This is a genomic window from Syntrophorhabdaceae bacterium, from assembly GCA_028698615.1.
In the GTDB taxonomy this organism is placed as follows: Bacteria; Desulfobacterota; Syntrophorhabdia; order Syntrophorhabdales; family Syntrophorhabdaceae; genus Delta-02.
The window spans coordinates 55,354-69,168 of the sequence record JAQVWF010000005.1; the positions used below are offsets into that span (position 1 = coordinate 55,354).

General features: G+C 54.9%; 14 protein-coding genes. 12 read left to right on the plus strand and 2 right to left on the minus strand.

Annotated features, from left to right (window positions below):
• Positions 1 to 118: 118 nt before the first annotated feature.
• From PHC90_03370 to PHC90_03425, 12 genes are all read left to right on the plus strand, one after another.
• Positions 119 to 1,336 carry a DUF3300 domain-containing protein gene (locus tag PHC90_03370; GenBank protein ID MDD3845381.1) on the plus strand — a complete coding sequence of 406 codons (1,218 nt, stop codon included), beginning with the start codon at positions 119 to 121 and terminating at the stop codon, positions 1,334 to 1,336.
• A 64-nt stretch (positions 1,337 to 1,400) separates the two neighbouring features.
• The gene (locus PHC90_03375; protein ID MDD3845382.1) at positions 1,401 to 2,363 is read left to right on the plus strand and encodes a DUF2950 domain-containing protein; all 963 of its coding nucleotides are present in this window, start codon (positions 1,401 to 1,403) and stop codon (positions 2,361 to 2,363) included.
• Positions 2,364 to 2,368: 5 nt separating this feature from the next.
• Positions 2,369 to 3,313, plus strand: coding sequence for an aldo/keto reductase (locus PHC90_03380; protein MDD3845383.1), 945 nt, complete (start codon positions 2,369 to 2,371; stop codon positions 3,311 to 3,313).
• A gap of 361 nt (positions 3,314 to 3,674) precedes the next feature.
• A complete protein-coding gene (locus tag PHC90_03385; protein MDD3845384.1) occupies positions 3,675 to 4,433 on the plus strand; it encodes a DtxR family transcriptional regulator in 759 nt (252 codons plus the stop codon).
• 34 nt (positions 4,434 to 4,467) lie between these two features.
• A complete protein-coding gene (locus PHC90_03390; protein ID MDD3845385.1) occupies positions 4,468 to 4,683 on the plus strand; it encodes a FeoA family protein in 216 nt (71 codons plus the stop codon).
• 86 nt (positions 4,684 to 4,769) lie between these two features.
• A complete protein-coding gene (feoB, locus tag PHC90_03395) occupies positions 4,770 to 6,914 on the plus strand; it encodes a ferrous iron transport protein B (protein MDD3845386.1) in 2,145 nt (714 codons plus the stop codon).
• Between the two features lie 13 nt (positions 6,915 to 6,927).
• A complete protein-coding gene (locus tag PHC90_03400; protein MDD3845387.1) occupies positions 6,928 to 7,092 on the plus strand; it encodes a hypothetical protein in 165 nt (54 codons plus the stop codon).
• 34 nt (positions 7,093 to 7,126) lie between these two features.
• Positions 7,127 to 7,486 carry a DUF2325 domain-containing protein gene (locus PHC90_03405; protein MDD3845388.1) on the plus strand — a complete coding sequence of 120 codons (360 nt, stop codon included), beginning with the start codon at positions 7,127 to 7,129 and terminating at the stop codon, positions 7,484 to 7,486.
• A 71-nt stretch (positions 7,487 to 7,557) separates the two neighbouring features.
• Positions 7,558 to 8,367, plus strand: a complete 810-nt coding sequence (locus tag PHC90_03410; protein MDD3845389.1) for a transporter — start codon at positions 7,558 to 7,560, stop codon at positions 8,365 to 8,367.
• Positions 8,368 to 8,571: 204 nt separating this feature from the next.
• Entirely contained in the window at positions 8,572 to 8,814 is a 243-nt protein-coding gene (locus PHC90_03415; protein ID MDD3845390.1) for a hypothetical protein, read from the plus strand.
• 16 nt (positions 8,815 to 8,830) lie between these two features.
• Positions 8,831 to 9,169 carry a hypothetical protein gene (locus PHC90_03420; protein MDD3845391.1) on the plus strand — a complete coding sequence of 113 codons (339 nt, stop codon included), beginning with the start codon at positions 8,831 to 8,833 and terminating at the stop codon, positions 9,167 to 9,169.
• Positions 9,170 to 9,220: 51 nt separating this feature from the next.
• Positions 9,221 to 9,397, plus strand: a complete 177-nt coding sequence (locus PHC90_03425) for a hypothetical protein (GenBank protein MDD3845392.1) — start codon at positions 9,221 to 9,223, stop codon at positions 9,395 to 9,397.
• Positions 9,398 to 9,401: 4 nt separating this feature from the next.
• Here PHC90_03425 and PHC90_03430 read toward each other — a convergent pair whose 3' ends face one another.
• Together PHC90_03430 and PHC90_03435 are read right to left on the minus strand one after the other, a co-directional pair.
• Entirely contained in the window at positions 9,402 to 12,833 is a 3,432-nt protein-coding gene (locus PHC90_03430) for an alpha-amylase family glycosyl hydrolase (protein ID MDD3845393.1), read from the minus strand.
• A gap of 126 nt (positions 12,834 to 12,959) precedes the next feature.
• The gene (locus PHC90_03435) at positions 12,960 to 13,814 is read right to left on the minus strand and encodes a hypothetical protein (protein ID MDD3845394.1); all 855 of its coding nucleotides are present in this window, start codon (positions 13,812 to 13,814) and stop codon (positions 12,960 to 12,962) included.
• Between the last annotated feature and the right edge of the window lies 1 nt (position 13,815).

Consider the following 13,815-nt stretch of genomic DNA (forward strand, 5'->3'; position numbering starts at 1 on the left):
GCCGGGCTTTCTTGATGCCATGCGGCAGAAAAATGCGCAGCTCAGGTATTATCAGGTTGAGAGTAAGGCCGTTATTGTGGAGTTTGTCGCAGTTGTTGTCCTGCATGATAGGAGGATCATGATGAATAGAGTTTTTGCACGAACGTTGATATGGATGCTCGTATTGTCCCTTGTCGTTCCCGCAGGGGTGTTCGCCCAGGGTACGGGGACGTCGAAGCCCGTGTTCAAGCAGGAGGAACTGGAGCAGATACTGGCGCCGATCGCCCTTTATTCCGACGATCTTATCGCGCAGATACTGATGGCGTCGACATATCCTCTTGAGGTGGTGGAGGCAACGAGGTGGGTGAAAGCGAACCCCAATCTCAAGGGAAATCAATTGACATCTGCCCTGGAGAAACAGAGATGGGACCCAAGCGTTAAATCCCTTGTGAACTTCCCTTCGGTGCTGACCATGATGAACGAGAAGCTTGACTGGACTCAAAAACTGGGAGATGTCTTCCTCGCCCAGCAGAAGGATGTCATGAACACTGTCCAGAAGCTGAGGGCAAAGGCCCAGGCTTCGGGGAACCTGAAGACGACGAAAGAACAGAAGGTGGTCGTGCAGGAGCAGTCAATCGTGATAGTGCCGGCAGACCCGCAGGTGATCTATGTGCCCACCTATAACCCGACGGTTGTTTACGGGGCGTGGCCCTATCCCGCCTATCCTCCTTACTATTACTATCCGCCGGGATACACGGCGGGGGTGGCGGCATTCTCCTTTGCCGCAGGCGTGGCCGTGGGCGCGGCCTGGGGTTACGCATGGGGAGGATGCAACTGGAACCATGGTGACGTGAACGTGAACGTGAACAAGAACGTCAATGTCAATAACCAGATCAACAGAAACAACTACGCGAACAGGATATCGACGAACCCCGGCGGCCACGGTGAATGGAAGCACGACCCCGATCACAGAAAGGGTGTTGCCTACCGGGACCAGGCAACAGGCGCAAAATATGGGCAGGCCCCGAGGTCCGGCGCCGATGCGAGAAAGGATTTCAGGGGCTATTCGCCTGATGCGAAGGGCATGCAGCCGCAGGCCGGCGGCCGCTCAGGAAGGGATGCCATGGGACAGGGAAGGTCACCATCAGCGGGCTCCCGGCCCGAGACCCCAAAATATGACCGCAGCGCCATGGAACGACAGGGGAGCGGCAATGCCTTTGAAGGGATGGATCGCGGCGGCGCGCAAACGAGGATGGAAAGTGAACGGGGCCGCTCCAGTCATGAGAGTATGTCCGGTCTTCGTTCCGGAGGGGCAAGGGAATCAGGGGCCGGAGCCAGCCGCGGCCGTCGCCGTTAGGCCCCGGAGGCTGGTATGAGGTGCATAGTAAACCCCACGAGGAGGAAAACGTATGATCCGCGTTATGAATAGAACAGAAATCATATCCATGCGAAGACTCGGCCGGGCGCTTGGCATCGCTGTCCTGTTTGCCGTCTTTCTGGCGGGAGCGGAAGCATTTGCCGCTCCGGCGAAACCGGTAAAGCAGTTGACCTTCGCTTCCGCCGACGAGGCGGTAAGGATACTTGCCGATGCCGCGAGGGCGAAGGATACGAAGGCGATGCTCGCGCTCTTCGGGCCGGAGGGAAAGGGTGTTGTCATCTCTCGCGATGAGGCTGTCAACACGGACCTCTTTGACCGCTTTGTCAAGGCCTACCAGGAAAAGAGCAGGATCGAGATGTCAACGGACAAGAAGGCGTTCCTCTACGTCGGCAACAACGAATGGCCCTTCCCCGTCCCCCTGGTCAGGAAAGGCGACAGGTGGTCTTTCGATACAAAGGACGGCAAGACCGAGATACTCCGCAGGAGGATAGGCAGGAACGAGCTCAATGCTGTTCAGGCGTGCCTTGCCTACGTCGATGCCCAAAAGGACTATGCGAGGATGGTCGGCCAGAAGGACGGCATGACGGAATACGCCCGCAAGTTCATGAGCGATCCGGGAACACGCAACGGGCTCTACTGGGAAACCAGGGAGGGCGAGGAGCCGAGCCCCATGGGCCTTTTCATGGCAAGGGCAAGGAAGGAAGGCTACACGCCAAAGCAGGCAACGGGCAAGCCCGTTCCCTACCATGGTTATTTCTACAGGATACTCAGCGCCCAGGGCAAGAATGCCCCCGGCGGTGCATATGACTATGTCGTGAAGGCCAGGATGATCGGCGGATTTGCCCTCGTCGCCCATCCGGCCCGGTACGGTATGACGGGAGTGATGACCTTCATCGTAAATCAGGATGGTGTTGTCTACGAGAAGGATCTTGGCAGAAATACGGGGAGAGCGGCGGGTTCCATAAAGGCCTTCGATCCCGACAATTCCTGGAAGAGGGTGCAATAGCGAAGATGAAGCAGGTGAAATTGAACAACGCGGACGATGAAATATCGGCCATCATCCTGGGGACCTGGGCCATAGGCGGCAGCCACTGGGGGCCCTACGATGAGGCGAACGCCATGAGGGCCATAGAAAGCGCCATCGATAATGGAATTAATGCCATCGACACCGCCCCGGTATACGGAGACGGCCATGCGGAGTCACTCGTCGGCAAAGCGATCCGGGACATTCGGGACAAGATCTTCCTTGCGACGAAGTGCGGTCTCGACATATACAACCGCACCTATGAGCACAATCTCTCCGCTTCGTATATCGACAAGGACCTCCACGGGTCTCTGAAGCGTCTCAATACAGACTACATCGATCTGTACCAGTGTCACTGGCCGGATCCCCGAATCCCCATGGAAGAAACAATGTCCGCTCTCATGCGGTTCAGGGAGCAGGGGAAGATCCGTCACATCGGGGTGTCCAATTTCAGCGGACCACAACTCCAGGAGGCCCTGAGGCACGCACCGATCTTTTCCCTGCAGCCGCATTATTCTCTCCTGGAGAGGGGGGCAGAGAAGGACCTGCTCCCCATCTGCGTCGATAATAATATCAATGTGTTTTCCTATGGGTCCCTGGGTGCCGGAATGCTGACAGGGAAGTACCGCGTTTGCCCCCAATTCAAAAAGGGTGACGCCCGGTCATTCTTTTACCGCCATTTCAAGGCGAAATACTGGCAAAAGGTGCGCCACCTTGTTGACGAGGTGGAGGCAATGGCACAGCGCAAGTCCGCAACGGCGGCCGCCGTGGCGCTTTCGTGGCTCCTCGGGCAACCGGGGGTAAAGTCCGTGATCGTCGGTGCCCGTTCAGCCGCACAGGTCGTCGAGAACATATCCGGTGTACCCGTCGATCTGACAGAAGAGGATTTGCGGTTGCTCGATGCATCTTCCCGGGAGGTTTACACATCTTAAGCGGACCGAGCAGGAAAGTCTGATCCTCCATATAATGTGATATCACGGTGCCCCACCAGGAGGCACCTTTTTTTTTGGAATGTCCGTCACGGCTCAATTCCCTTTTGAAATGTTCCCTTGTTGTATCGTGAGGTTTTGGCGCTCCCCGGCGCTGCGCCGTTACGAATTGTATCACAGCAGGCGATTCACGGCTATGTCTCGCTTCGAAGAAACTGGCTTCGGGTTGAGGAAGTGATCAGCCCAGGATATATATGGGAAAGAGAAAAGAATATCCCGAAGAGCAAAAAGTACTTGTAATATGGTTAGGAAAGAGGTAGAAAGTTAGGCGAGCCTAAGCACATTATTATTAGGGAGGACAAGTATGACAGCAACGGAAACTCTGACAGCAAGCCTTGAAGATTACCTGGAGGCTATATTCCACATCATTACCGATAAGCATGCGGTGAAGCCGCGAGATATTGCGCGGCGGCTCAAGGTGAGCTATGCGTCCGTGACGGGTGCGCTTCGCTCGCTGGCAGAAAAGAAGCTGATCAATTACTCGCCCTATGATCTCATAACCCTCACGGAACAGGGAGAAGTGGCGGCCAAGGACGTTGTCAGGAGACACGAGGTGCTCCATGATTTTTTTGTTGAGGTGCTTGCGGTTCCTGATGCGGACGCGGACACGGCGGCATGCCTTATGGAACATTCCATTCCGAAGGACATAGTGGAGAGGTTCGTGAGGTTCGTGGAGTTCGTGGAGACCTGTCCCCGTGGCGGACAGAAGTGGATAAAAGGCTTCGGGTATCAGTGTGACCAAACGGATGCTCAGCAAAACTGTGAGAAATGCGTCTCTGCATGCCTTGAAGAGGTGAGGCAACGTGCCAGGCAAGGAGGTACAAAAGTAATGGTATCGTCACGGTTGAAAGATTTAAAGCCCGGTCAGAAATGCAAGGTCGTGAAGGTTCGCGGACGGGGTGAGGCGGGTAGAAGGATACTGGAGATGGGTGTTACCCCTGGTTCAGTTATCGAGGTGGAACGTATAGCGCCATTGGGCGATCCGATTGACGTGAAGGTCAAGGGTTATCACCTGTCGCTGAGAAAGAATGAAGCAGAAGGGATAGACGTTGAGCTTATCTGACGCTGAAGAGAGAAGGATTTAGTGGGTGCATGGAATGCCGCTCAGTGGTGTTGAAGCCGGGAAAAGGGTGTATATAGTCGCCGTGATCGCCGGACAGGGCCTTCAAGGGAGGCTGGCGGCAATGGGGTTGGTGCCGGGAGTCCCGGTGGACGTGATAGTAAACTCAACGCATGGACCGTTCATAGTCGCCGTCAAAGGCAGCCGCGTTATACTGGGTCAGGGAATGGCCGGAAGAATAATCGTTGTATAAAAAAATTTGCTGACGCGGTTAGGACTGCCTAACTTACTTGGCTCGCCCTAATTACGTTGAGACACAGCAGGAGGACGATAAAGCTAATGAAATCAAAAATCGTTGTGGCCCTCACCGGGAACCCCAATTCCGGGAAAACCACCATATTCAACAGTCTGACCGGTGCCAGGCAGCATGTCGGGAACTATCCCGGCGTAACCGTGGAGAGAAAAGAAGGCTATCGGCAACATGATGATCATGAGATCATGTTCGTCGACCTTCCGGGTACGTACAGCCTTACGGCGTATTCCGCCGAGGAACTGGTAGCCAGAAACTTTATTATTGATGAGAAACCTGATGTGGTGGTGGACATCATCGATTCGTCAAATCTGGAGAGGAACCTTTACCTTGCTGTTCAGCTCATGGAAACAAGGGCGCCGCTCGTGCTTGCCTTCAACATGAGCGATGAGGCCCGTGTGCGGGGATATGAATTCGATCTTGAAAAGTTTTCGCAGTTTTTCAATGCGCCGGTAGTGAGGACCGTGGGACACAAAGGCGACGGCGTGGATGAATTGATGGATAAGATCGTTTCCATCGCATCAAGCGCAAACAATTCTCGGGACACGTATGACGTGAATTACGGAGACGAAGTCGAGGAAGAGATTAGCAAGATCAAGCTTTTGCTCAGGAGTAATCCTTCCCTGACAGAGAAATATGGTGCACGCTGGTTGGCTGTAAAGCTTCTTGAAAATGACAGGGATGTCAGGGAAAAGGTTGCTTCCGAAGAAGTCGATGCTCAGTTGGCGAGAAGTTCCACCCATGTGGAAAAGATTCTGGGCGAACCCCCGGAGACCACTATTGCCAGCCGAAGATACGGATTCATCTCCGGTGCTTGCCAGGAGGCCGTGCATTCCAGCATTGAAGTGGTCCATACCGTTTCGGACAAGATAGATGCCGTCATCACCAACCGGGTTCTTGGTCTGCCCATCTTTCTCGGTTTCATGTACCTTGTTTTTTACCTGACGTTTACCCTGGGAGATCCGCCCATGGGCTGGATCGAGAGCTCTTTTGGATGGATGGGAGCACGCGTCGGTGCTCTGTGGCCGGAAGGTTCGGAAAGCCTGCTGAGATCGCTGTTGGTCGACGGTATCATCGGAGGCGTTGGCGGCGTTATCGTCTTTCTGCCGAATATTCTCCTTCTGTTCTTTGCCATAGCAATCCTGGAGGACTCCGGCTACATGGCACGGGCGGCATTCATCATGGACCGCCTGATGCACGGGATAGGGCTTCACGGCAAGAGCTTCATCCCCATGCTCATCGGTTTCGGCTGTTCCGTTCCGGCGATCATGGCCACACGGATGCTGGAGAACAGGCGGGACAGATTGGTAACGATGCTCGTGGTCCCGTTGATGAGCTGCGGAGCGAGGCTTCCGATCTACGCGCTCATAATCCCCGCGTTCTTTCCACAGGCATGGAACGCCCCGATGCTTTGGATCATATATGTCATAGGGATGCTTCTTGCCGTTGTGAGCGCGAAAATCCTTCGCAGCACCATCTTCAAGGGCGAGTCCGTACCTTTCGTGATGGAACTTCCCCCGTACCGGATGCCGACTCTAAGGGGCGTCATGACCCATATGTGGCAGCGAGGCTGGCTTTACCTGAAGAAGGCCGGGACGATCATTCTCGGCATCTCCATAGTCCTGTGGGCGTTGACAACATTTCCGGGACTGCCGGAGGACGAGGCAGGGCGGTTTGAGAAAGAGAAGCAGGCGGTGGAGGCGACCGCAACGGACGAGGAGACGAAGAAAGAGAAGATCGCGTCCATCGAAAACACGATAACGGAGTCGTCTCTTCGCCACAGCATTACAGGAAGGATCGGCCATGGTATGGAGCGCATCCTTCGGCCCATGGGATTTGACTGGAAGATCGGTACGGCCCTGATCGGGGCATTTGCCGCCAAGGAAGTGTTTGTGGCCCAGATGGGCATAGTCCACAGCGTCGGCAAGGGGGCAGACGAAGGGTCTTCGGCGCTTCGGGATAAATTGCGCGCGAACTACACGCCGCTCGTCGCGTTTTGCATCATGCTCTTCTGCCTCGTGAGCGCTCCCTGCATGGCTACGATCGCGGTGACGCGCAGGGAGAGCAATTCCTGGAGATGGGCACTTTTCCAGCTCGCGGGGCTTACGGTGATGGCGTGGATACTGACGGTGATCGTATTCCAGGCGGGCCGATTGCTTGGTATCGGTATGTGAGAGGGGGAGTTTCATGGGTGAACCTTTTGGGGAATTGATCGTTGTTCTGGTGATCGTGGCTGCCGTGGTCGTTCTGGGTATCAGGGCCGTGTATCGTGTGCTGGCGGGTCAGAACTCAGGGAAGTGCGGCGAGTGCTCCTCATGCACGTGCCAGCGCACTGACAGGAAAACAGAATGAAGAGTCTATCTGGACAGACTATAAGGAGGTATCAATGTGCGTTGCGTTAATTGGTGGAATGGACAGGCTGGAGCGGGACTATGAGACTGAAGCGCTGAGACATGGAGTGGAATTGAGGGTCTTTACCAAAACGAAGACGGGTCTGGTGACACGCCTCAAGGCCGTCGACGTGATGGTGATGTTCACCGGCAAGGTGTCGCATCAGTTGAGAAGGGAAGCGGTGAACGCCGCCAGGTCAAGGAGCATCCCTATGATCATGATCCATTCCTGCGGCGTATGCAGTTTGCGGGGATGTCTGCAGCGTCTTATGGCATCAGAAAAAGGGGACGCCGGGCAGACCGGACCTGTGGATTCATGCCGGGGCAGATATTGCCGCCGCACCGCTGAAAGGTAGGTCGCGTGAACAAGGATTTAGATTTGTTAACTGATAAGAGTAATCTTCGACTAAGACATAAGGAGAGAGACATGATCACATTGTCGCAGATCGGGTTAAGCAGAGCAAAGACGCTGAAGGTAGCCCTCGTTCTTGCCATGGTCATTTCCCTGCCGCCGGCGGCTTTTGCCGCCCGGCCGCTGATCACCGATGACGCGGGGACCCTTGGGAAGGGTGCGTTCCAGGTGGAGCTGGGTTTCGAAATGTCCGACCACAGGACGGATGACGACGGCGTGGTGACCAGGGAAGATGCATCTTCCGCCAGTACTACCCTTTCCTATGGCATTCTCGACAATTTGGACGTTCTTCTGGGAATGCCCTATGAGAAGATGAAGATCAGGGAAGACGGTGATACCATCCACAACGAAGATGGTATCACCGACATGACGCTGGAGGCAAAGTGGCGGTTCTTCGAGAAGGACGGTTTTGCCATGGCACTGAAGCCCGGGGTGTCCTTCCCGACGGGGAATCACAACAAGGGTTTCGGAACCGGCCGAATGACCTACGGAGCGCTCTTCATAGCCACAAAGGACATAGGACCGGTCTCCTTTCATCTCAATGCCGGGTACAAACGCAATGAGAACAAAACGGATGATAGAAAGGACATATGGGGAGCCGACCTAGCGGGTGTGGTAACGGTGGCGAAACCGTTCAAACTTGTGGCGAATGTGGGAATGAAGACGAATACCGACCGGCAGGCATCCACCGACCCCGCCTTCTTCCTCGGGGGTCTCATCTACTCCATAACTGACAAGATCGACCTCGACCTCGGCTACAAGCGCGGCCTCAATAAAGCCGAGGCCGACAACACATACATCGGCGGATTGATGATAAGGTTTTAAAGAGACGGGTTATGGGTTACAGGTAATGGGTCGTGAGACGGAATCTCCTCCTGCAGCCCATCACCCATCACCCGTGTTCTCCCTCTTGCAAAAAGCCCGGTGACAATGTAATGTACAGGGAATCGGTCCTTCCTGTTCCCAAATGGCTTTCGTGGTTTTTAGCCTGTCAATGATGGAGGGGTAAGAACCGATGGGAGGTTCATTGTGATAATCGAAAAGGCGATGATATTCTTCGGTTGGTGCACGGTCATCAATCTCATGGTGTTACTGTTGTGGTTCCTGGCTTTTTCCCGGGCCCACGAGATCTTGTACCGGGTGCACGGTCAGTGGTTCAAGATATCAAGAGAGACCTTCGATGCGATCCATTACACGGGCATGGCGTTCTACAAGGTCTGTATCATTCTGTTCAATCTTGTTCCCATGATCGCCCTGCGCATAGCATCATAGGCATCGGGAGGCACGAATGAAGGCGCGGCTGAAGTCTGAAGCGAAGCAGCTCCATTTGATCATAGGCAAGCTGGTGGGGGGCATTACGGCCGTCACAGGTTTTGGGGGTGCGGTCGCTGTTCTTACGAGACGGCCGGATCCGTCCTGGGGAGCTGTATTGCCATGGGTTTCGGCGGGTATCATCGGCCTTGCCCTTTTCCTTGCTGCATCCCGGTGGCTTGCAAAGCGTGCCGAAGACGAAGACATGCCGGGGCCGGGCGGAAAGGACCAGGCTAAGACCAGTGCTTTGTCGTGGATAATACTGCTCGTTCTGGTGGCCTTGTTCCTTGCCATTGTTGTTATCGTGGCGGCATGAGGGCCCGAAAAACCTTTGTGCCGGAGTGTGGGATATGGTAGATAAGTTTCCATGAAAGAGCTCATGAATTTCTGCGACCTCTTATGCAAATACGCGTCAATGCCGAAGGAGAGCGGTGTGGACGGGGCAGGAAGCTGCAGGACCTTCGTTGCTGTCAGATGCAGCCTCAAGAAGACGCTTGTCCACAAAAACATGCCCTGTAAAGAGAAAGTGCTGAAGAAGAAATAATTGGTTATTGGTTATCTTCTTTTACAATGGTCATCAGTTTCTCCAACTGGTATTCCGACGACAGGGATGCCCGGTGCAGCATGCCTATGGCCTTGAAACACTCGCGGAGCCCGTCAAGCATTTTCCTTTCCTCGGCCCCTTCCCGGGACATTATCGAAACGCCGGCGGTGAAGTGCATCCAGGCGATCATGTCGTTGAAGGCCTCTTTGCTGAACCACAGAACGCCCTGATAACGATTTACTCCCAGGAAATAATGAACATCGCCGTCGGCCATGAGCGATGTAAGAACTGCCCGCGCGTTCGGCTCCTCGCACCAGCTCTGGTGAGTGGTGAATATCTTGATGAGCAGTTGTGCGGCACGTGCCTCCTTTTCGTCGTAGCCGAGTTCCCCCAGCGTTTCGCCGATGATCCGGCCGAAGAGCCATTCGTCTATCCAGCTTCTGCTGACCTCCTCGCGGGTCCCGGCGCCATCGATGAGGCCTCCAAGGACATGGACGAAAAGCCATGCCAGGTGAGCGGCGGAAAGCTCCTGGGACAGGAGGGCATGGACATCCGTCTCGCTGTCGGCAATATGCTCTGTGAAAGGATGGGATGTCATCAGCGTCGTGAGCTTCCTCGTGACCTCATGGATGATGACCTGTTCATCCTGCGATGAGCCAGTGTATGTCTTGATCTCGCGAAGAAGGTTTCCAAGCTTGTGCGTAACCTCATCGGTCAGGGCACTGGGCGGCAGCAAGACCTCGCGGTTCACTATGTCCCGGTGGGTGATCAGGATATGTCTGAAGAAGGAGGGGTTTACCAGTTGCCGGAAATATTGATGGATGGGCTGCAGAAAGATCTCGCGCATGGTTTCTTCGATGCTGGGAACGGCCCTGCCGTTGAGATAACTGCATAACTGCCCGTAATGGTGCCATTCGTTGTCTTCGACCTGTCTGAAATCGATAAACACGTGATACTGATAGGCCTGAAGGTCCACAAAAAGACCCTTTTCAGCCAGCTCCCTGTTTTCCCTCAGGTATTCCAGATTCGAGACATGGTCTTTAAAGATCGTGAAATACCCGCCATCCCGTCTGAGGCCGAGACCCTCCGCAAGATCCTTCTGCATGAGTCGGCGGGTTTCTGTATGGTCTTCCCTGACGGAGAATGCGACAGATCTATGGATCCAGCCTTTTGCCGGCGCGTATTTGTTATGAAAGACAAAGAGAGTCCTGGTGTCCCCGAAACGGTTCGAATATGCAAAGATGTCTTCATTGACGCCTCCCTCGGGTGTGAAGAAGTCATAGAGAAGAAAGTTCTCCACGTCGGCAAAGAGGTGGCGCTGGTGAAGAAGAGGGGATATCTCCCGCTGATGGCGTTCGACGAGATACTGATTGGGTGTCTCGTCCCAGTAGGCGCGGCGGTATTCCATTCCATACTTCTCCGCGTAACCTTCGACCTGCCCATGGCCGAACATGGGAAGACCGGGCATTGTGGCCATCATGGTGCAGACCCCGAAATACTTGTCGCCGGTGCCGAATTGGTCCACCGCGGTCCGTTCGTCGGGGTTGTTCATGAAATTGACGAAACGGCGAAGTATCTGCGGATCGAACTCCAGGGTGTTCTTCATGACAAGACGATACTTGGAGTTCTCCTCGTCGCGGAGCATGTTCATGAAGGCGCTGTTGTAAACGCGGTGCATGCCCAGGGTCCTGACGAAATATCCCTCCAGCAGCCAGAACGCCTCGGCGAGCAGGAGCGTATCCGGCGCCTCCACGGCGATGCGGTCGACGACCTCGCGCCAGAACTCCTTGGGCATGGCATTCGAAAAGTCGTCATAGGTCAGGCTGTGTTCCGTTCGCGTGGGTATGGCCCCGCCTGTTCCCGGTTCGGGGAACCAGAGCCTCTGAAAATGTTTCTTCGTGAGCGTCATGGCGGCATCAAAACGGATGACGGGAAATTTCCGGGCCACGTGGATAATGGTCCGGATCATCGCCTCGCGCACCTCGGGATGGAGATAGTTCAACTGGGCGGTGTCGTTCCAGGGCATGCTCGTCCCGTCATTGCCGTGATAGACGAACCTTTCGTCTCCCGTCCAGTTGTCACGGCGTTTGAAGACAACGGCGGCATCTGTGCGGTTGTAATAATGGTCCTCTATCTGGATGGAGACGCGGTCGTCGTGAGATAGGTTGGGCCCGGCGTAGGAATACCAGGGAAAGGGGTTGTGATCGACAGCAACGAACCAATCGGGATGCTCGATGACCCAGCGCGAGTAGATCCCCACATGATTCGGCACCATGTCACTGGCAAGCCGGATACCCATCCGGGTCGCGCGGTCCCTGAGGTCGACGAAGGCCTCCTCGCCGCCGAGGTCATGGGCAATGATGTAATCATGGAGCGAGTAAGCCGAAGGAACCGCCTCGGGGTTGCCGCACATCTGCTTGATGCTCTGCGAAGCGGCGCTGCGCTCCCATACCCCGATGAGCCATACACCGGTGAAGCCCCGTTTGCTCAGGGTTTCAAGCTCTTCATCGGGTATCTGGTCGAGTTTGTTTATCGGCCGGCCATATGATTTTGACAGTTGATCGAGCCAGACATACACGTTCTTGGCAATGAGGATCAGCCGCGGCATCCAGTCCTTGTCGGCGCTGAATTGTTCCGTTTCGGATTCCAGGCCGGTATAGCGATAGATCTGCGCCTCACCGGGCCCGAGAAAAGGCATCTTCTCCTCTTCCTTGAAAAGATCGAGGCTTTTGAGCATGCGAGAGATGAATTTGGTGCCGAGTAGGTATCCCCAGTGCTCGATGATGTATTCGAGTTGTCCCGACAGGGAGTGGGGCACGGCTATGGCGGGACTGCGGAGCATGTCGATCAGGTTCTGCCCCTCCGGGCCGAAGAGGATCTGGGTGTCAAAAAAGTGCCTCAATTCCGCGATAACCGTGAGAAATGGCGTCTCCCTCCTGAGAGAGGAATCGTCGAAGAGTTCAACGAAGGGAGAGAAGGCGGGGTTCATGTTCGCGAGCCAGAGGAGGAGCATCTCCTCGAGCACTATCTGCCGGTTAGAGGTCTCGCCCGTCTGGCCCCTCAAGTACTCATCGATCGTCGTTTTTCTCTGATAGACGCCAAGGGGTGGAAATTCGTCGCTGAACTGGCGTATGACCCTCTCCATCTCCTCGCGGCCAAGTTTTGTCTCCAGATGGGAAAGGGCGTGGGCCATGATATCCTTCTGTGTCGCGTCCACATATGTGCCAACCACATAGTGGAGGATCTCGTCAATGAGACCCATGGCAATGAGCGCACCCGCGCGTATCGCACTTTCGGGATAGAGGATAAGGTCCCGCTTCTTGTTGATCTCCTGCGCGAAGGTGCGGGCTGCAAGGAAGTTGGTAAAAATGATATTGCCGCTCAGGGTGAAAAGGGGATCACTGAACCGATACGTGTCCCTTGCCCTTCGTGACACATGAAACTCTCTGATAGTTTTTGTCATGCTCTCACTTTGCTTTGATTGTTCTCTATAATGAGGAATGCTAACACAGCCCCGGAATCGAGTCAATGAAGGGGAGTGTAACGGTTTGGTCATTGCCGGTCACGCGTTCCACTTTTCCTTAATGGTCCTTATGTTTCTTTCTATGGCTGTCATGTAGGGGTTTTCTTCCCCGCCGTAGTGATAGGGGATGTATTTTTCCATGGAGCCCATCATCTTGAAGCGCTTGAGCGCCACTTCCTCGTAGAACGTTGGCGTCGTCCTGATGAGCTCATCGACGTTTGCGTAGAGGGTAGAGCCCTTTCCGTGAAGCTTCTCCACACCTTCGAAACTGTAGGATTCGGCGAATTCATTAAAAAGGATGGGGAGGGTGTCAATGTAGTCAGGGGAGGACATCTGGCCGAGGAGATCAGCCGTGCCCAGCGCGCATCCCACTATCCGTTCCTCGTCGTTGCGAAAGTGGGTGGCTATATCGAGGGTGACCCCGGTGTATCTGATGATGTTGAGGATATGGCGTACCCCGTCGACAGGCAGGTGTATCTCCCTGAGGTAGACTTTTGCGAAATCGATGCTGCGCTGGACGTGGGTCAGGGTGTACTTCGCGCCGGTGCCGTCATCGTCCCCCATCTCTTTAATGTATCCCGTGTCGTGAAGAAGAACCGCGATAGTTCCGTAATCGAAGAAATCCACCGAAACCCTCGGTATCGCACCGCTCTTGTTCCATCCGTTGATGATCTCCACGAAGGGCGGCACGGTCTGCATGGTGTGATAGAGGTTGTGGTATTCCGCGTCGCACCGGTGATAGCCGGGCCTTCTGCCATTGAAAAGATCGACGATGTCCCCGAAGACGCGTGAGATCAGACCAACGCCGCGATCGCCGTAATTCTCCGCATGGACCCTCTCGACGTGATTCAAGATTTTTGCCGGTGTCAGCTCGTTCCTGGGTATTACGGGCATG